The sequence below is a fragment of the Undibacterium sp. CY21W genome (genome assembly GCF_014284265.1).
In the GTDB taxonomy this organism is placed as follows: Bacteria; Pseudomonadota; Gammaproteobacteria; order Burkholderiales; family Burkholderiaceae_D; genus Undibacterium; species Undibacterium aquatile.
The window spans coordinates 616739-636485 of the sequence record NZ_JACOGE010000002.1 but is presented as its reverse complement, the minus strand read 5'-3'; the positions used below and the strand labels follow the sequence as shown (position 1 = coordinate 636485).

At 51.2% G+C, this 19747-nt stretch carries 12 protein-coding genes; 9 read left to right on the top strand and 3 right to left on the bottom strand.

The features are described from left to right. Positions 1–30: 30 nt before the first annotated feature. From H8K29_RS07470 to H8K29_RS17915, 3 genes are all read left to right on the top strand, one after another. Complete coding sequence (locus tag H8K29_RS07470; protein ID WP_186897048.1) at positions 31–612, top strand: chemotaxis protein CheW; 582 nt, start codon at positions 31–33, stop codon at positions 610–612. 57 nt (positions 613–669) lie between these two features. Further along, complete coding sequence (locus H8K29_RS07465) at positions 670–3006, top strand: methyl-accepting chemotaxis protein (RefSeq protein WP_186897047.1); 2337 nt, start codon at positions 670–672, stop codon at positions 3004–3006. Between the two features lie 90 nt (positions 3007–3096). Then, positions 3097–9432: an Hpt domain-containing protein gene (locus H8K29_RS17915; protein ID WP_255423293.1), complete on the top strand. Its 6336-nt coding sequence runs from the start codon at positions 3097–3099 to the stop codon at positions 9430–9432. A gap of 157 nt (positions 9433–9589) precedes the next feature. Here the strand turns inward: H8K29_RS17915 and H8K29_RS07455 are convergent, their stop codons facing one another. Then, complete coding sequence (locus tag H8K29_RS07455; RefSeq protein WP_186897046.1) at positions 9590–11077, bottom strand: deoxyribodipyrimidine photo-lyase; 1488 nt, start codon at positions 11075–11077, stop codon at positions 9590–9592. Positions 11078–11162: 85 nt separating this feature from the next. On the opposite strand from H8K29_RS07455, the gene H8K29_RS07450 reads away from it, so the two are divergent. The 6 genes from H8K29_RS07450 (at position 11163) to H8K29_RS07425 (ending at position 16015) form a co-directional block, all read left to right on the top strand. After that, positions 11163–11843: a YqgE/AlgH family protein gene (locus H8K29_RS07450; protein WP_186897045.1), complete on the top strand. Its 681-nt coding sequence runs from the start codon at positions 11163–11165 to the stop codon at positions 11841–11843. Beyond that, a complete protein-coding gene (ruvX, locus tag H8K29_RS07445; protein ID WP_223826935.1) occupies positions 11843–12250 on the top strand; it encodes a Holliday junction resolvase RuvX in 408 nt (135 codons plus the stop codon). The genes H8K29_RS07450 and ruvX overlap by 1 nt, the downstream gene beginning before the upstream one ends. Then, positions 12247–12759: a bifunctional pyr operon transcriptional regulator/uracil phosphoribosyltransferase PyrR gene (gene pyrR, locus H8K29_RS07440; protein ID WP_186897044.1), complete on the top strand. Its 513-nt coding sequence runs from the start codon at positions 12247–12249 to the stop codon at positions 12757–12759. Before ruvX ends, pyrR begins: the two co-directional genes overlap by 4 nt. Further along, entirely contained in the window at positions 12752–13726 is a 975-nt protein-coding gene (locus H8K29_RS07435) for an aspartate carbamoyltransferase catalytic subunit (RefSeq protein ID WP_186897167.1), read from the top strand. Before pyrR ends, H8K29_RS07435 begins: the two co-directional genes overlap by 8 nt. An 82-nt stretch (positions 13727–13808) precedes the next feature. Beyond that, entirely contained in the window at positions 13809–15092 is a 1284-nt protein-coding gene (locus tag H8K29_RS07430) for a dihydroorotase (protein ID WP_186897043.1), read from the top strand. A gap of 188 nt (positions 15093–15280) precedes the next feature. After that, a complete protein-coding gene (locus H8K29_RS07425; protein WP_186897042.1) occupies positions 15281–16015 on the top strand; it encodes a 1-acyl-sn-glycerol-3-phosphate acyltransferase in 735 nt (244 codons plus the stop codon). Positions 16016–16305: 290 nt separating this feature from the next. Here H8K29_RS07425 and H8K29_RS07420 read toward each other — a convergent pair whose 3' ends face one another. Both H8K29_RS07420 and H8K29_RS07415 read right to left on the bottom strand, forming a co-directional pair. Then, complete coding sequence (locus tag H8K29_RS07420; RefSeq protein ID WP_186897041.1) at positions 16306–16845, bottom strand: hypothetical protein; 540 nt, start codon at positions 16843–16845, stop codon at positions 16306–16308. Between the two features lie 57 nt (positions 16846–16902). After that, positions 16903–19734, bottom strand: a complete 2832-nt coding sequence (locus H8K29_RS07415; RefSeq protein WP_186897040.1) for a DUF1631 family protein — start codon at positions 19732–19734, stop codon at positions 16903–16905. Positions 19735–19747: the final 13 nt, after the last annotated feature.

The following is a 19747-nucleotide window of genomic DNA, read 5'->3' as shown; positions in this document are numbered from 1 at the left end:
TCTATTTATAAGAAATACCCGGATAGCCTCATGACTAAGACTTTGAGTGACTCTGCTGCCAACCTTGAAATTACCAAGTCAGACAGTGGCGTGAGACGTACGCGCTTGCGTGAGTTTCAGGCGCAGTTGGTTGAGCGTATGCAGGCTGCGCAGCGTGGCGGCTTCTCCAAGCTTAGTCAATTGGGGATCATTATCGGGCAGCAGCGTTATTTGCTTGATCTGCGGGAAGCTGGCGAAATTGTTAGTGCCACATTATTAACCAACGTCCCGTTAACCAAGGATTGGTACGTGGGATTGTCAAATATCCGCGGTAACCTGACCAGTGTGGTTGATTTGTCGCGGTTTCAGGGCTTTGAACTGACCAAACTCGACAATTCTTGTCGTATCGTCGGTTTTGCACCGGCGTTGGGGTTCAATAGTGGTTTGCTGGTGTCGCAGGTTCTGGGCTTGCGTAACCTTGCTGAGATGGAAGAGATTGCATCTGGTGAGACTGACGGGAATAGTCAGGAATGGTTGCAAAGACGGTTTCGTGACCGTGATGGTAATGTGTGGCATGAACTTAGCCTGGCTGCGTTGGTGCAGAATCAGGATTTTCTGCATATAGGTTTATAGTCAGTGCTTCACTTGAAGCGACGCTGACAGATATTCAATCGTTTAGGAGATTCAGTAATGGCATTGAAACTACCGTTCTTGTCCAAGGGAAAAGAAAATCCGGAAATTGACGGAGCAGAAGTTGCGGCAAGGTCATTCGGTAATGCTGGCTCGGTTGAAGTTGAGGAGGCCAGTAACGTGAAAATGTTAACGCCAGAATCATCTCAGGAAGGCGAGCATAAGCAAGCTGAAACTGACTTCGATACGACTCATAATCGCGCCGATGCAACATTCATCGGTGATGCCCTGGAAAAAGGCGGCGATATTTATTTACCGATCATCGGCAAAATGTCATTGCAAAGGCAAATGCGCATTTTGTCCACAACCATGGTTGGTGCGTTAGTGGCGGGTGCATTTTTTGTTTGGCTTAATGCGAACCACTCAGCTCTGATCTCTACACAGGTGCAGATTTCCGGTGACGTACTGATGCATTCTCAACGTATTGGTAAAGCAGCACCAAACTCGATTCAGGGTAATGTCCAGGCTTTTAAACAGCTGGAAGACAGTCGCAAAGAAATTAATAATGATCTGAAAATCCTGCTGGATGGTGGTGCTTATCAAGGTCGTGATGTTAAATCTGCCGACTCCACACTGGAGCCGGTTTTAAAAGAAACGATCAAGTCCTGGCAGAATTCTAATAAAGCAGCTGAAACAATATTGGCACGCCGTCAGGAACTGACCGGTTTTGGTCAGACACTGCAAAAGCTGAACTCACTGTCTCCGGTATTGCTGGAGTTGACTGAACAGATTTCTACGCTGAAAGTGCAAGGCGGCGGATCTGCTCGTGAGATTTCTGCTTCCGGTCAGTTGGTCATGTTGACCCAGCGTCTGGGTCGTAGTGCGAATGAATTCTTGACTTCTGAGGGTGTTAATCCAGAGACTGCTTTCCTGCTCGGTAAAGATACGAATACTTTCCGCGATCTGGTCGAAGGTTTCCTTAACGGTAGTGAGGTTCTTCGCCTGACACCGACGAAAGATGCAGATACACGCGAAAAACTGGAAGAATTGAAAAAGGCGTTTGCTGAATATCAGGCTTCGGTTTCTACTATTCTGGGTAACTTGCAGAACTTCATTGCCGCCAAACAATCTGAGCAGTTATTGTTTAACGAAAACGAAGAGCTGAAGTCGAAACTGACTAAGTTGCAAAAGACTTATACGGATCAGCAGGATTCCACCAGTTTTTCTTTCTGGCTGATGTTGATTTCCGCTGCTGTTGCGTTAGCGTCTGCGGTTGGTATTGCCTTGGTTCTGTTGCAGGATAGCCGTAATCGCGCTAAAGAAGCGAATGAACGCCGTCAGGAAGCTGCGGAGCAAATGTTGCAAGCGCAAAAACAAGAGGAAGAAGCGAAAGCTGCAAACGATCAGAATCAGGCCGCGATTTTGCGACTGATGAATGAATTGCAAGAAGTTGCGGATGGTGACTTGACTATTCAGGCAACGGTTTCCGAAGATATTACTGGTGCGATTGCCGACTCGGTTAACTACACGGTGGAAGAGTTGCGTGGTCTGGTCGGCCGGGTTACGACGACTGCGGAACAAGTTACGTCTGCGTCGAATCAGGCGCAAGGTATTTCCGATAACTTGCTTGAAGCGTCAGAGCAACAGTCACGTGAAATTTCCGATGCCGGTCAGGTGGTTCTGACGATGGCGCAGGATATTACCGACGTTTCCCGCTCTGCGAATGAATCTGCTGAGGTTGCGCGTCAATCGGTTGCGGCGGCCGAACAGGGGGCGCATGCGGTGGAAGACGCGATCAAGGGTATGAACGAGATTCGCGAGCAAATTCAGGAAACGTCTAAACGTATTAAACGTCTGGGTGAATCTTCTCAGGAAATTGGTGAGATCACCGAACTGATTTCCGACATTACTGAACAAACTAACGTGCTGGCGCTGAATGCGGCGATTCAGGCGGCGTCTGCAGGTGAAGCGGGGCGAGGCTTCTCGGTGGTTGCGGAAGAGGTTCAGCGTCTGGCGGAACGTTCGGCTGAAGCGACCAAGCAGATTGGTGCGCTGGTGCGTACGATTCAAACGGATACCCATGACGCGGTTGCTGCGATGGAAAAATCCACTCAGGGTGTGGTTGAGGGAGCAAAACTGTCAGATGCGGCGGGTACCGCCTTGTCTGAGATCCGTAGCGTTTCGAACCGTCTTGCTGAACTGATTCAGGGTATTTCTCTGGCGACTGAACAGCAAGCGACATCAGCAAACGGTGTTGCACAAAATATTCAGCACATTCTGACTATTACCGAACAGACCCAGAACGGTACACAGCAAACATCCGAGTCGATTAAGCAATTGTCTCTGTTGGCTGAGGAATTGAAAAACTCAGTATCCCGTTTCCGTGTAACTGCCTGATTTTCCAGTCTATGGGTTGCTTAAAACGACCCTATCATATTTGCAGACGATGAACCGCGGTTCATCGTCTCTTGAGTTTGCGGAGCGCGCATGACATCCGATTTTTCAAATTCGTCACATCTGCCTCAGGAACAGTTTGATACTGGACCACTCTCCTGGGTTATGCCCGAGGTGCGGGAAGCGATGACCAACGCTGGCAAGGTGCTTACCGAAGCGCTTGCACAGGATGTTGACGCAAGATCCACTACTTTATTACATGCGAAAAGTTATTTGCATCAGGCACATGGTGCCTTGCAAATCGTTGATATTGACGGCGTTTCTATCGTCACCGAAACCATTGAGGAATTGATAGAACGCTTGCAAAGCAGTCAGTTAGAAATGACGCAGGCAAATATCGATGTCATTCTCGACGCTTTTCATGCTGTATTGCGCTACCTTGAGGATTTACTCTCCGGGGCACCGCATCAGCCAGTCAGATTGTTCCCCTACTACCGCGCGCTGCTGGAGCTCAAGGGCGCGGAGCGGATACATCCGGCGGACTTGTTTTTCCCAGCGTTATCTGTCAGTGAAAAAATTCCCGAACTCGCTGTAACGCCCAACGGCAAATCTGCGAATTACAGTGGATTACGTCAGCGTTTTGAGAAATTACTGTTGACGGTACTGACTAGCAAAGATCAGCAAAAGCGACGTGAAGCAGCCGAGAACATGCATGGCTTGATTCATGAAATCGATCAGATGCAGACCAATTCTCAGGCGAAAGCTTTCTGGGTTGTCATGCGGGCATTTGTTGAGGCGGTCGCCGATGGTGGGATCGACGACCAGCAATATGTAAAACAAATTTTCGGACGTATTAATTTACAGATCCGTCGTCTTGTCGATGGCGTCAACACGATTCCTGAGCGTCTGCTCAGAGATGCCTTATTCTTTTTGGCTCAGGTTGAAAAGCCGTCCGCGTTCGTGTCCAGTATTCGTCGTGCATATCAACTGGATAACAAAGTACCGACTGACTATAACGAGAAAAATTACGGTCAGATTGCGGCAGGTGTATTAAGTACCGCAAAAGAACAGCTCACCGCTGTTAAAAATTTATGGGGTCGGATTGCGAACGGCGATGCCAGTCTGGCTGATAAGTTTTCGCAAAAAATGAAGGATCTGGCAGAGACGGGCACGGGTTTAAATGTGCCCTCGCTATCTAAGCTTTTGCGCGAATTAAGCGGTATTGCCAGACATGTCGCACATTCGGCAGATGGCAGTAAGCTGGCACTGGAATTAGCGACAAGCTTGTTATTCGTCGAAAATGCACTGGATCAGATTACCCGTTTACCTGCGCATTTTTCCGAGCGTGCGGATGAAATTACAGCCCGTTTATTATCCGTTGTGTCCGGCGATGAGCCGCAGTCGCAAGCGGCCTGGATGGGAGAAATTTCGCGCGAGGCACAGCAGCGTCAGACCATGACGGTTCTCGTTTCTGAAATTCAGACGAGCCTGCGCCAGGTTGAAAAAACACTGGACGAATACTTCCGTGATCCTGCGCAAAGTGAATCTTTGCATTCGATCGATAACATGTTGCATCAGGTCAGTGGCGCGATGGCGATTCTGGATCAGGATGCGGCGATGCAAGCCTTGGAAACGACCAGACAGACGGTTGCTACGTTGGCAGACTCCAAAGAGTTGTCTGAATCTGATCGTGAAGCTGAGCATCAAAAACTGGCGCAAAATATTGGTGCTCTCAGTTTTTTCATCGAAACTTTGCAGACCCAGCCAGAAACAGCGAAAAAGAAATTTGTGTTTGACGCTGATGCAGGTCTTTTCCGCCCAAATCTGCTCGATGCGCCGGCGCAGAAAGAGTTATTGCCTGTCAGCGAGGATGTGATTTTTTCAGCTGATCAGTTACAAACTTCTACCGAAGAGTCCTCTTCCGTTTTAACCGCAGAAAAAGAATTACTTAACCAACAGCATGAATCGGCACGTCTTGCCGTGTCTCTCGCTGAAAATCCTGACGATAAAACACTGAAGGCGCAATTGAAAGATTCGCTGGAGTCTGAACGCTCGGTGGCGACTTTATTGGATGACTCAGCTGCAAGTGGCCGTGCAAAAGCAGCGATTGAGTTGCTTGGATCTGGTGAAGAGTCTCATTCAACTGAGAGTTTGCAGGATATTGTTGCTGCCACCTCACCGGTTGCTGTAGCCGAAGTGAAGGCGACGGCTGTTGCTGCTGTTTTGCCGCAAAGTGATGAGGCAATTGATGCTGAGTTGCTCGAAATTTTCCTGACAGAGGCCGATGAAGTTTTGCATTTTGTGCAGGACACGTTGCCACGTTCACGCGCCGATGTTGACAATCAGGAATATCTGACCAGCCTGCGCCGCTCCTTCCATACATTGAAGGGCAGTAGCCGCATGGTTGGACTGAATGTGTTCGGTGAAACTGCCTGGAGCATTGAGCAGGTGATGAACTTATGGTTGTCGGAGTCGCGTCGAGGTGACGACAATCTGTATGCACTGCTCGAACGTACGGCAAGTGAGATGAATACCTGGGTCGATGAGCTCAAGCAATCAGGCCAGTCTGCAAGAACCGGCTCTGCGATTATCGCTGCGGCGGAGCGAATCAAAGCCGGCCTCGATTATCAGGAGGCCGACGAGTTGCCAGTCGTGGCCTCAGAAATTTCAGAGCAGCCTGCGGCAATTGAGCCTGAAGATGAATTGTTGTCAGAGCCAGTCGTGCATGATGTATCTGAAGTGGAGGATTCAGCGATTGCCGATGCGCTTGATGAACCCCTTATTGCAACTTCGCTTCCCGTGGACGGTGAGGCATTCGCGATTCTTGACGACGGTGCAGAAACGATAGAGGCCTTGCCGTTAGTGGATGTGACCACGGATGCGGCGACAGACGCGCTGACATCTGGGTTTGAACTCAGTGCATTCGACGATTTGCCAAGTGCGGCGAACATATTGGCTGAGACTGCAGCGACGCTTGATGATGTCACGACAGGGCATTCTTTGCCTGCTTCTGATGACATCGTTATTGCTGCTGAAACTGCTGCAACTGTTGAAACTGAAGCGATTGAAACAATCAGTTTTTCTGCTCCCGATGCGGTTGCTGAGGATGTTCAAAATCCGATAACTGAGCCTGAAGAGGTTGTTGATTTGCCGAGTCCGGTGGAAGAGCAGATCGTGGCAACTGTAATGACATCTGAGGATGCTGTTGAAGAAGTTTCTTCTGTTGCAGATATTGAACACTCCGTACCACAGATAGTTGAGGAGCCGGTTGCAGTGGCTGAACCAGTTTCTGATCCTGTTGGCGCAAAAATCATTGAGTTTCCGGAGTTGAATAAGTCGGCTGTAACGCTCGATGACAATATCAAGCGTATCGGTGATCTTGAAATCAGCCTGCCGCTGTACTCTATATACATGGCAGAAACCGACGAAATTGTTCGCTTCCTGACTCAGGATTTATCTGAGTGGCGCCACGAACCCGAGCGTCATGTCTCCACACATGCGATTCATGCGAGTCATTCTCTTGCCGGCAGTTCCGCAACTGTTGGTCTGATTCCGTTGAAAGAGTTGGCGCATAGTCTGGAATCTGTTTTACAGCGCCTTGAGCGTCATCCGGTTATCTTGACCTCTGCAGAATTCGACATGCTGGATCATGCGTTGGAGTCTGCAAAACGGATGCTGCAGAAATTTGCATTGTCTGAAATGGCCGACTTTGCCCCTGATGATGTCAGACAATTAGATCAGTTATTGCAAGACGTGATCGCACGTTCGAGTTCCGGTGCAGATGAGGAGTTCATCACCTCAACGAATGAAAAACTGAATCCGGCAGACTTGTCGGGAACGGCGGTCATTGAAGAGTTGTCTGGTGATAGCCTGGCGGAAACACCTACTGAAGAATCTGGCACACTGAATCTGGCGGATGAGACTGTCGTTCAGCAACTGAACGTTGCATTGCCGGAAAGCACTCCTCAACAAACAACACAGGTCAAAGATGACCTCGATCTTGATTTGTTGCCGGTCTTCCTTGAAGAAGGAAATGACTTATTGCCGATGGTCGGTCAGTTATTACGTAGCTGGCAAGCACAGCCTGATGACACGGCAATACCGCAGTCGATTGCACGTCTGATGCATACGATTAAAGGTAGTGCGCGGATGGCCGGTGCGATGGGATTAGGGCAGCACATCCATGACATGGAAACGCGTATTGAAAGTCTGATGCACACCAGTGGTGCAGTACGTGCGCCGTTGATGGATGATTTAATGGCTCGCCATGATTACAGCATGCAGTTGTTTGATCGTTTGCAAAACCCTGAGGCTCACGTTGAGCCATTGTTGCCTGAGCCATTAACTGCCGCGCAAGAGCTGGATCAGTTCCAGGAAGCGTTGGTCGCGAGTGAGACTGGTATCGCACCTGCGGAGGCCGTCGTAGCACCGCGTGAAATGGTCAGCCTGACACCTTTGATGCCGATTACTGATAGTCAGTCTGCGGTCAGAACGACTGCAATTCCGCATGCTCCTGTCAGTGCGCCGGCAACTGCAGGTGCGCCGGTGCCTCTGGTGCGTGTACGAGCCGACGTGCTGGATCGCTTGGTCAATCAGGCCGGTGAAGTGTCTATTTCACGTTCACGTTTAGAGAATGAAGTCAGCACTTTGCGCTCGTCATTAGGCGAACTGACCGCCAACGTCAGTCGTTTGCGTGATCAGTTGCGTGAAGTAGAGATTCAGGCTGAAACGCAGATCACATCGCGTATGGCGCTGTCCGGTGATCGTGAATTTGATCCACTGGAGTTTGACCGTTTTACCCGTTTGCAAGAGCTGACCCGCATGATGGCGGAAAGCGTGAGCGACGTGGCAACAGTGCAGACGAATCTGACGCGAACGATAGATGGCGCTTCCGGTAATTTGCATGTGCAGGCGCGCCTGACACGTGAGTTGCAACAGGATCTGATGCGCGTGCGTATGATTCCGTTTGCGAGCGTTTCTGAGCGTCTGTATCGTGTTACCCGTCAGACCTCGAAAGAAGTAGACAAGCGGGTCAATCTGGATATCCGTGGTTCCGGCGTTGAAATGGATCGTGGCGTTCTGGAAAAAATGGTCGGGCCGTTTGAGCATCTGTTGCGGAATGCGATCGTGCATGGTATCGAAACACGTGACGTGCGGCGTCTAAATGGCAAACAAGAAACCGGTGAGTTATTGATCGAGATTCGTCAGGAAGGTAACGAAGTTGTTATTCGTTTCAACGATGATGGACAAGGGCTGGATTTGCAAAACATCCGTCAGAAAGCGCTCAGCGTTGGTCTGATCGGTACAGATGAAACACCGGGCGATGCGGAAACTGCCAGCCTTATTTTTGAACCTGGATTCTCAACGGCGAATGAAGTAACTGAGCTGGCCGGACGTGGTGTCGGCATGGACGTCGTCCGTTCTGAGGCAGCATCACTGGGCGGTCGTGTTGAAGTTTCTACGGTAGAAGGTAAGGGCGCTGAATTTACTATTCGCCTGCCGCTCACGCTTGCTGTGACACAGGTCGTGTTGCTGAGTTCCGGTGGACGTACTTACGCGGTACCGTCGGTTCTGGTTGAACAGGTGCAGCATCTGAAGTCGAATGCGCTGGCCAATGCATACAATGACGGTGCTTTAATGTGGCAGGGCCAACGTGTTGCGATGCATTATCTGTCTGCTCTGTTAGGTCAGCGTGACGCAGTGCCTGTGACCCAGCAATACACACCGTTGCTGATCATGAAGAGCGGTACTGATCGCGTGGCGATCCACGTCGATGATATCGTCGGTAATCGTGAGGTCGTTGTTAAAAACATCGGCCCGCAACTGGCGCGTATGGTGGGTATTGCCGGTGCGACTGTGCTGGGTTCCGGTGAAGTCGTTTTGATTCTGAATCCTGTTCCGTTAGCGCAGCGTGCTGAACATGAACATGCTCGTTTGCCGCAATCCGGTTCTGAGGCAGTTTCTGATTTAGGTGCCGTCGCTGATTTGCATCACGAAAACACCACGGCGCAGGTGAATGCCGAACCGGTTCAGGGCTTGCGGACACAGCATATCGTCATGGTCGTCGATGACTCCCTGACCGTGCGTCGCGTTACTCAGCGTTTGCTGACACGTGAAGGCTATCAGGTCGTGTTGGCGAAAGACGGTATTGATGCGTTGGAACAGTTGCAATCAGTGACGCCAGACGTGATGCTGGTCGATATTGAAATGCCGCGCATGGATGGTTTCGATTTGACGCGTAACGTTCGCAGTGATGCTCGTACGGCGCATATTCCTATCATCATGATTACGTCGCGTACTGCCGATAAACATCGTAACTACGCACGTGAACTTGGCGTGAACGAATATTTCGGTAAGCCTTACCGTGAAGACGATTTACTTGAAGCGATTGTTGGTTTTGTTGGCAAAGAACAGGCAATCGTCGTGTAAGTAACTCCTGATTTAGTAAATAAAAAAGCAGAGATTTATCTCTGCTTTTTTTATGTTAATTGCGTTCTGTTTTATGTTCGACGCTGCATTGACTTTGGTTTGAGTGCTCCAGAGCTCTCATCAACTCCATCGAATGCTTGTCGCTGCTTGAGGCACTTCAATCCGTTGAAAGTATTCCCGCCTTTTTGACCACAGCATAACGCGCAAGGGTTTTCTTTCGCGCCTCGTCATGTTCGACGATGGGATAAGGATAATCCTTCCCCAGACTGACGCCCGCTTGCTGTAATAGCAGGGGAGCCGCTTTCCAGGGCGCGTGTATCGAGCGCTTATCCAGCCTGGCTAGTTGCGGTAAATAGCGCGCAATGAATTTGCCATCGGCATCAAACTTTTCGGATTGTGTTATCGGATTAAAAATTCTGAAATACGGTTGCGCGTCACAGCCGGATGACGAGGCCCATTGCCACCCGCCGTTGTTTGCCGATAAATCAAAGTCATTCAGTTTTTCGGCGAAATAAGATTCACCGCGCCGCCAGTCTATACCCAGATCCTTAATCAGAAAGCAGGCGGTCACCATGCGCAAGCGGTTATGCATGTAACCGGTCTGATTCAGTTGCCGCATCGCTGCATCAACGAGCGGATAGCCGGTATTACCTTCGCACCACGCGGCAAAATGCGCATCCGCCTGTTCACCTGTTTCCCATTGAATTGCATCGTAATCGGGTTTGAACGAACGCTCTGCCACATGCGGATGATGGTGCAGAATCATGAAATAGAAATCACGCCAGATCAGTTCAGCCAGCCAGATTTCTGCACCGTGATTACTGCTGGTTCTGATTTGTTGCATCGCTTCACGCACCAGATGCCTGATAGAAATGGTACCGAAACGCAGATGCACTGACAAATACGACGGACCCTTCAGCGCAGGGAAATCGCGGGCAACGTCATAATGTTTCATCCGCGCCAGAAAGTCCTGGATCAGCTGTGTGCCGCCGGACATCCCGGCCTGCAGGGGAATAGCCTGCGTTTGCGCAGCGGCAAAACCTATGTCTGATAGAGACGGTATGGCGGGCACATCAAGACGATAGAAGTTTGCTGCATATTTTTCTACCGGATATGATTTTGCGTAAAAATCACTACCTTCAGCATAGAATTTTTTCAGCCATGCATTCTTGTACGGTGTGAAGACGGAAAAGGGCGTACCAGCCTGGGATAAAACTTCGCTTTTCTCAAAAATCACCTGGTCTTTATAGCTTAAGAATTCGCACTGTTGCTTACCGAGCGCGGTCTTCACCGCGGTATCCCTTTGTAATGCCGCCGGTTCATAATCGCGATTGGCGAAGACTGCGTTGACTTGCAGTTGTTCTGCAAGGCGTGGAATTTCGGTGACAGGATCGCCGTGTATCACCAGCAGGCTGCCGCTAAGTTTGCTGATTTCCTGTTCAAGTTCAATGATGCTGTCGTGAATGAAACGCACGCGTCTGTCATTGGCTGGCAGATGTTTCAATATGTTCTGATCAAAAATAAAAACACAGATAACTTCTTTGCTATGCCGTAAAGCCTGATATAACGCGGCATGATCAAAGCAGCGTAAATCACGCCGGAACCAGACCAGAGCGCGCCGAAAAGAAACAGATTTTTCTTGCATAAGTATCAGAATAGGAAAGTCGGAATCATGGTGCGGAACCTTAGCACACATCGAAAATACACGTTAAAAATGCTAAAATGGCGGCATGGCGAAGCAAACAAAATCCCCACACTCTGAACTGTCCGACGGTGTTCCCGCACCGGCCGGTGCGATTTCTGACATTGTTGCAACAGCGGGCGGCGATACCGTTCCAGAATTTGATTTAAATCTAACAAATCATTTCCTGATTGCAATGCCTTCTATGCATGACCCCGTGTTTGGCGGTAGCGTGGTGTATCTGTGTGAACACAATCCGCGCGGCGCGATGGGCATGGTGATTAATCGCCCTACCGATATGACCGTGGCTGAATTATTTGACCGCATCGATCTGCGTCTGGAAGTGATTCCCGATTCGCATCCTATGGGTAAGCATCTGGTGATGTTTGGCGGCCCGGTACAGGACGATCGCGGTTTTGTGCTGCATTCTCCGGTCGGCGAATATACTTCCTCGCTCAAAGTGACCGACGATATCGCCTTCACGACCTCGCGCGATGTTTTGGAAGCGATTGCCGCTGGCGAGGGGCCGGAGCGTATTGTCATGAGTGTTGGCTATGCCGGTTGGGGCGCAGGGCAACTTGAAAAAGAAATTCTCGCGAATGGCTGGCTGACTGTTGCAGCTGATCCGCAGATTATTTTTTCGCTGCCGGTCGAAGAACGTTTTAATGCAGCCATCAAATTACTTGGTATTGATCCCATCATGCTCTCGTCCGAAGCGGGGCATGCCTGATGACTATGCTCGAAGCCAGGGCTGATGGTACGGTGCTTGCCTTTGATTTCGGATTGAAACGTATTGGTGTGGCGGTCGGCAATACCTTCCTGCGCCAGGCCGAGCCACTCAACATCATTCATGCGCCGACTAACGATGGCAAATTTGCCGAAGTTGCCGCGCTGATCGGCAACTGGCAGCCAGTCTTATGCGTGGTCGGCTTACCGTTGCATCCGGATGGCGAGTCGCATGAAATGACCCAACGTTGCCGCCGCTTTGCGAACCAGCTGCAAGGCCGCTTCAAGCTCCCGACGATACTGGTCGATGAACGTTATTCCTCCGCCGTTCTGAACGGCAAGCGCGGTGCACACATAGATGACGATGCCGCAGCCCTGATTCTGCAACAATATTTTGACGAGAACCCATGAGCAATGTTTCCCCCACACTGAATGCGGAAGCGCTGTATCAGCAGCTTCTGAAGCAGATCAAACCACAAGCCGTGGCAAATGATAATCTGGCGATCATCGGCATTTATTCTGGCGGTGCCTGGATTGCCGAACGTCTGGTGAATGATCTCGGCCTGAGAAATAAACCTGGTTTGATTGATGTGTCATTTTATCGCGATGATTATGCGGCAAAAGGTTTGCATGCTGATGTCAAACCGACGCATATTCCATTCGAAGTCGATGGCGCACACATCATACTGGTAGACGACGTGCTGTACACGGGACGAACGACGCGCGCAGCGATCAACGAGTTGTTCGACTACGGCAGACCCACACGAGTGATGCTGGCGGCGCTGGTCGATCGCGGTGGGCGCGAATTACCGATTGCTGCCGATTTTGTTGCGCATGTTGCCTCATTTGAACCCGCTGTCTCTGTGAATCTGCAACGCGCAGACGATGGCACACTTAGTTTCTCTATCGATCATGCATAATCCACAGCTCAATAAACACGGCGAACTTCAGCATTTGCTGACGATAGACGGTCTGCCTAAATCCATCGTCAATCATATTCTCGATACAGCCTCATCATTCGTCAGTGTCAGCGACCGCGAAGTCAAAAAAGTGCCGCTGATGCGTGGTAAAAGTGTGTTCAATCTGTTCTTTGAAAACTCTACCCGTACCCGCACCACGTTTGAGATTGCGTCGAAACGCCTGTCGGCCGATGTGATCAATCTCAATATTGCGGCGTCGAGCACCAGTAAAGGTGAATCCTTGCTCGATACCATCGACAATCTGGCCGCGATGCACGCCGATATGTTTGTGGTACGTCATGCGACGTCCGGCGCACCTTTCCTGATTGCCAAACATCTTAATGACACGAAACAGCATCATGTGCATGTGGTGAATGCGGGTGACGGTCGTCACGCACATCCGACTCAGGGTTTGCTCGACATGTACACCATCCGCCACTATAAAAAAGATTTCACGAATCTGACTGTCGCGATTGTTGGCGACGTGTTGCACAGCCGCGTTGCGCGCTCCGACATTCATGCGCTGACCACGCTGGGCGTGCCGGAAGTGCGCGTGATCGGTCCGCGTACTTTGCTGCCCGGTGGTCTGGAGCAGATGGGTGTGCGCGTCTTTACCGACATGAATGAAGGCCTGAAAGGCGTTGACGTAATTATTATGTTGCGCCTGCAAAATGAACGCATGAGCGGAGCCTTGCTGCCGTCGGCGCAGGAATATTTCAAAAGCTATGGTCTGACGCCGGAGCGGCTGGCGCTGGCGCATCCTGACGCGATCGTCATGCATCCGGGGCCGATGAACCGTGGTGTGGAAATCGATTCTGCGGTGGCCGATGGCCCGCAGGCAGTGATTTTGTCGCAGGTGACTTTCGGTATTGCCGTGCGTATGGCCGTCATGAGTATTGTCGCCGGCAACAGCGGCAGTGACGCCTGATATCTGTGAGATTCAGCCAGGCGCAGGCCCGGCGATAACTGATCGTGCGTTATCCGTTAGGTGAGACGTACAGGGAAGCAACATGAAAATTCAAATTAAAAATGGCCGCGTGATTGATCCGGCGAGTGGCGTTGATGCGGTACAGGATGTGTTTATCGCCGCCGGAAAAATTCTTGCGATCGGCACAGTACCGGCCGATTTCATTGCCAATAAAGTCGTGGATGCCAGCGGGCTTGTTGTGGCGCCGGGGCTGGTGGATTTAAGTGCGCGTTTGCGCGAACCCGGCTTTGAATATAAAGCAACGTTGGAATCGGAATTGCAGGCAGCCATGCGCGGTGGTGTCACCAGTCTGGTCTGTCCACCGGATACCGATCCTGTGCTGGATGAATCTGGTCTGGTCGAAATGCTGCGACAGCGTGCACGCACACAGAACAAAGCGCATGTCTATCCACTGGGCGCGCTGACGGTGGGACTCAAAGGCGAGTCTCTGACAGAAATGTCTGCACTGACCGACGCCGGCTGTATCGGTTTTTCGCAAGCCGAAGAAACAATTGCCGACACGAATACGTTGCAACGCGCTTTGCAATACGCGAGCACGTTTGGGTACACGGTCTGGTTACGTCCGCAAGATGCCTACATCGGTAAAGGTGGCGTCGCGCATAGCGGCCCGCTGGCATCGCGTCTGGGGTTATCTGGTGTGCCTGTCATGGCAGAAACGATCGCGCTGCATACCTTGTTTGAGCTGATGCGTGCCACTGGCGCGAAAGTGCATCTGTGCCGGATTTCATCTGCCGCCGGTTTGGAACTGGTGCGTCAGGCGAAAGCCGAAGGCTTGTCGCTGACTTGTGATGTCGGCGCCCATCATGTGCATCTGACCGATAACGATATCGGCTACTTCGATTCGAATGCGCGCATGACGCCGCCGTTGCGCAGCCAGCGCGACCGTGATGCGATCAAAGCGGCACTGTTGGATGGTACGATCGATGCGATCTGCTCTGATCACACACCGGTTGATGATGATGAAAAACTGTTGCCGTTTGCGGAAGCATCACCGGGCGCAACCGGACTCGAATTATTATTGTCGCTCGCGCTGAAATGGGCAGACGACAGCCGTGGTGCCGTCACCTTGGCGCAAGCCTTGTCGAAAATCAGTAGTGGCGCGGCACAGGTCGCAGGTATCGCTGCCGGTCAACTGACCGCTGGCAGTGCGGCTGATCTGTGTGTATTTGATCCCGCAGCACACTGGAAAGTGGAAGCCGCTGCGTTGGCAAGTCAGGGCAAACATACGCCATTTCTGGGTTACGAATTGCCAGGCGTGGTCAGGCTGACGATGGTGGATGGCCATATTGCCTTTGACAATCTGTAATCTGCATTCAACACCGTCACCTGCATCGTCCGCTGTTGCCGGGTGTTGCAGTGGCTGGTGTGCTCGCAATAAGCGCTATACACAAAGCAAACAGGGCGTATGGATAGTATTTGCCATGCCTCGTTTGGCTTTGTGCCGAAGAACCAAAATTTTTATAAATACTCCCTTGGAGTATCTGGCGAGTCCGTATGATTTTCTGGCATTTTTTCCGCGTTTTTCTCCATCTGGTCGCAGGTTTGCTGACTTGCGCCGTGCTCTTTCCTTTAGTCGGAGCAGCCAGAAGAGAAGCGCTGGTGCAGCGCTGGTCGAAGCAACTGATGGCAATCTGCACGGTGGATGTCGTGTTTAAGGATGCCAGCCAGGGTCTGTTTGCCGAACGGACGCTGATCGTCTCGAATCACGTGTCCTGGCTCGATATTTTTGTCATCAACACGGTGCATCCGTGCCACTTCGTTGCGAAAGCAGATATCCGTTCCTGGCCCGTGCTCGGCTGGTTATGCGAAAAAGCCGGAACCATCTTTTTAGCGCGCGGCAAGCAGCGTGAAGTGCGGCGGATTTACGAAGGTCTGGTGCATCAGATTCATGATGGCAAACGGATCGCTTTTTTCCCCGAAGGGACTACTGCAGCACAGGGCACGGTGCTGCCATTTCACGCCAATTTATTTGAAGCGGCGATAGAGGCCAAAGTGCCGGTGCAGCCTTTCGTGCTGCGCTATGTCGATGCACAAGGAAAATTTCATCCGGCAGCCGATTTCATCGGTGACATGACGTTTGCCGAAAGCATGAGCACGATCTTAAAAGCGCCGCGCATGACTGCTGAAGTGATCCGCCTGCCAGCGATTGCGACAGAAGGTGCGCATCGCCGCGATATCGCTTTGCAAGCGCGCGAACTGGTGATGCGCGAATTAGGACTATCGCAATAGCTGTCTGATTAGTCGGACAAAAGCGCCGGACAAAAATGCAGGATAAAACACCGGATAAAAACGGTATTTCCGACGTCCTTGTGTTGGCGATTTGTTCCGGTGTACTCAGCGTCCATTTGCGTGCCGTAAACCCGCGCCGATACTCCTTAAAAATTGGTTTTATGGGGAGTATATGAAGAAAACCGCTTATTCTCAGCGTTAATAAAAGACTTTAAAAAATACTCCCCGGGAGTATTTTCAGGCTTCCAGCAGCCGTTGTATGACTCAGGCGGTCTTCTGTCGCGGCAGAGTCAGCGACATTTTCCCGATATCGCCGCCTGCTGTAAATCTTTCTGCAAACGCTCATATTTACCCGGTGCCGCATTTTCCAGGGTTTTGCCACTGGCTTCGGCACGTTGTTGCAATTCACTTTTACTTGCCTGATAGGCTCTGGCAATACTTTGCGGGCTGATATCGAGCGGTACTGAATCGTTTGCAGTGTTAGCGGTGGCAGAGACCCGTACATTAACGCTTTCAGGAGTGTCGGCAGCGCTTGTCGATACGGTAGTCGAGGTTGATTTGTTGCGTACCTTACGCATAGCATCGGAAGTCGGTGCCGTAGTCGCAGGCGCGTCTTTCGCAGCGTCGACAGCCAGGCGGATATTCAGTGGAAATTGCAACAGCATGGCTGACACTGGATGAACGAAAGTATCGGACGTCTTGATGATATTGAGCGGACGCGACAGGGCTAATATCAATAGCAGCGTGACTCCCGCTGCCAGCAGTGCAGAGCACAGCCGCACGGTTTTGCGTTGTGCATCCCATTCATCGTGGCGATAGATCACAGTCATGACAGGCGATGGTCTGGTTGGCAGTATCGCCTCTGACACCCGAGATCGTTACAAAGTTCAAGCGAATGCAGGATGGTCAATCGCATCTGCCGAAGTCAGCAAGGCTTGCACCGCGCGTTCAAACAGCGGCTCATTTTCGAGAAAACGCACACGACCGTGAGCAATCATGCGGCGGAACATACGCACACTGACGAGCGAGGGTTTTTCATTGCCTGCCAGCGTCAGCACCAGATTATGATGTGATGGATCAACCCAGTTCAGCGTGGCGATACTGGGTTTGATTCCCAGTTTTACTTCCAGGCTGATACCGCTGCGCAGGCGTTCCTGTATGACTTCCTGCGTAAATTCCACGGCGTCGGCGGGCTTTTCACCAATGGCACTTTCTGTCGCTAACTCGCTATCAAAAAACTCATCCAGCATCTGCACCTGAATGTCGAGGTCGCGTATTGCTTTGTCCAGTCTTTGCTGGGTTTCCGGCGCACGCAACTGTTCATGCAATGCTTCCTGCGAGGCTTCGTTGTGATAGATGAAGTCGGCAAAATGCTCATGAATTGCCGGTAAGCTTAATGAACGTGTCTGCGGGTTAAGCGGCTGCTGCACGGTACGCAAGGCATTCGTATGAGCATCCACCAGCCAGTCGAGCAAATGTTTCTGCTTAGCGTTATTCCACTGAATCGCAGTCAGTGCTTCGCGCAACGTGTTCAGTATGATGGGCAGCAAAGCGAACAGTTGTGTGCGGTCTTCCTCGTTCAGTTTGGCAACGATGCTCCACAGCAGATCCGGAATCAGCAGGCGATAACGGATACCGCGTTTGGCATCTTCACGTTCGGCATATTCGATCGCATGTACCCAGGTATTTTCTAAAAAATCACGCAGATAGGGATCAATCTGCAGTTTTTGCAAGACCTCGCGTAACTGCGCCGAGATATGCACCAGGCGCAAAGTGCGGTTCTGTGCGGTTTCGATAGCTTCTACGGTGTGCGCAATCGTTTGCTCACTGGAGCGCAATTCACGCGCGATAAACGCATCAAACTCATCGAGCATGCGGATAAATAATTGCGAATTTTCGCTGTCGTCTTCCAGTAATGTTTCGACGATGCGGCAGATTTCCTGGGTGATGTGCGCACCCGTTGGATCTATCTGTTTCAGTCCCAGTGAAATCGAGCCGACACGATTGATCAGCATGCGTGCCGGATGCCCTTTCTGGGTCAGCAAAGTCTGATCGCGAAGGGCGATTTTCAGCACCAGAAATTGCAATCGCCCCAGCTGCGCCCGTATTTCTGCCGGTACCTGCGGATCGCTCAAAATAAATTCAAATAGCATTGCGACGACATCAATGGTCATCTGCTCATCGACATTGTCCGTCATGTCATTGAGCGTGGTTCTTTGCTCCAGTATCAGATTACGGATGCCGCCCAGATGATTGAACATCTGTTCGCCGGCAATGATGTTATTTTTTTGTAGCTCATGCACCGACCGTACTATGCCTGTACTGGTCTCTGAATGATTGCTGTCAGTGATGCTGTAAGCGGGATCGGAATGGTTGTGATGGTCGCTATTTGCCTTTGGTGTCGCGCTGGTTTGTGCTGATCCGTATGCTGTGTGTGGCAGATGGTGGGCGCCGTTCAGCGTTTGGCCGGTGGCATGCCCTTCCGCATTGCCAGTTGCTACGCCATTGCTGGCGTCAAGACTGTTGTTGACACTATTGCTGGCGCTATTGGCTGTACGATTTGTTGCGTTGTCGTTCGTGCTGTTTATCTCCCCGTGGCCACCGAATAACTGTCGTAAGGTCGAGCCGACGGATTGATTTTTTTCCAGCCATTGAAATGCGCTGGCGCGTGCCTGACCTGGGTCTGCCAACGGCGCGGCGTATCCGTCCAATCCTGGATATGGCGCAACGACTTTCGGCTGTGATGTAAAAGCAGATGCGGCTTGTTGCACCAGTTGTTGAGTGAATTGCTGTGTTGCTGACCCGATTTTGCTGGCGCTTATTCCAGCTGCGAGATCCCGCACGCTGTTGAATAATTGTTCGACTTTGCTGACCGGTGTCACCGCCGGAGCGGCTTGTAACTGTTGCGCTGGATATGCTGGCGAAGGCAATCCTTCGTTGCCTGAGAATGATTGTTGATGCATCGCGCCCGGCATTGCACCTTCATTATGCGTATCCGTGGAGGGCATACTGTCGTTGGCCTGAGGGGACGTGTCAGGCGCGGCGGCAGCTGTCGCCGTGGTTGCAGCGGGCGGTGTTTTCTTGATTTTTAACTGCAGTTCCGCTGCCACCCCTTTGGCGGCGAAGTAGTTATTCACTGCATCATAAATTTTACCGATATGTGGCGTCAGATCTTCTGCAATCTGTGCGATAACGGCCGCAGAAATATCGTCGTCCAGTTCAAATTTTTCTATGCCGCTGGCGATGCTGCGGGTGATTAAATACGGCCGGAAAGGATTCTCTCGTTCGCTGATTTTTTCCTGACTGAACAACAACGCGATACGTATATTCAGATCGCGTATCTGCTCTTCGGCTTCGGCACGGAAACGCGCCGTAATTTCATTGAGCAACAGTTCGTTTTCCAGCGCATGCGAATCGACCAGTGACAGACTGTCGCTTTGCATTTTTAAGATGGATGCCGGGCGAAATGTATTGTAGGTGGTCTGGAAGCTCCGGTTCAGCAAGCCATCCATCGCTTCGCTCATGGCATCGAGCATTTGCCTGCCTTGCCGCAGGCGCATGCTGGCATGCAGATAATCTCTTTGTTCTGTTGAGCTGCGGGCGGCCTCGGCTTTTTTAAATAAGGCTTCCAGTGTGTGCGGTGTTGCGGCTTCTATGCAGCTCAGAAAAGTCCGGTGAAACTCTGTTCGGGTGGCGGGCAGAAATTCATTCGGATCCATATATTTTTCCCAG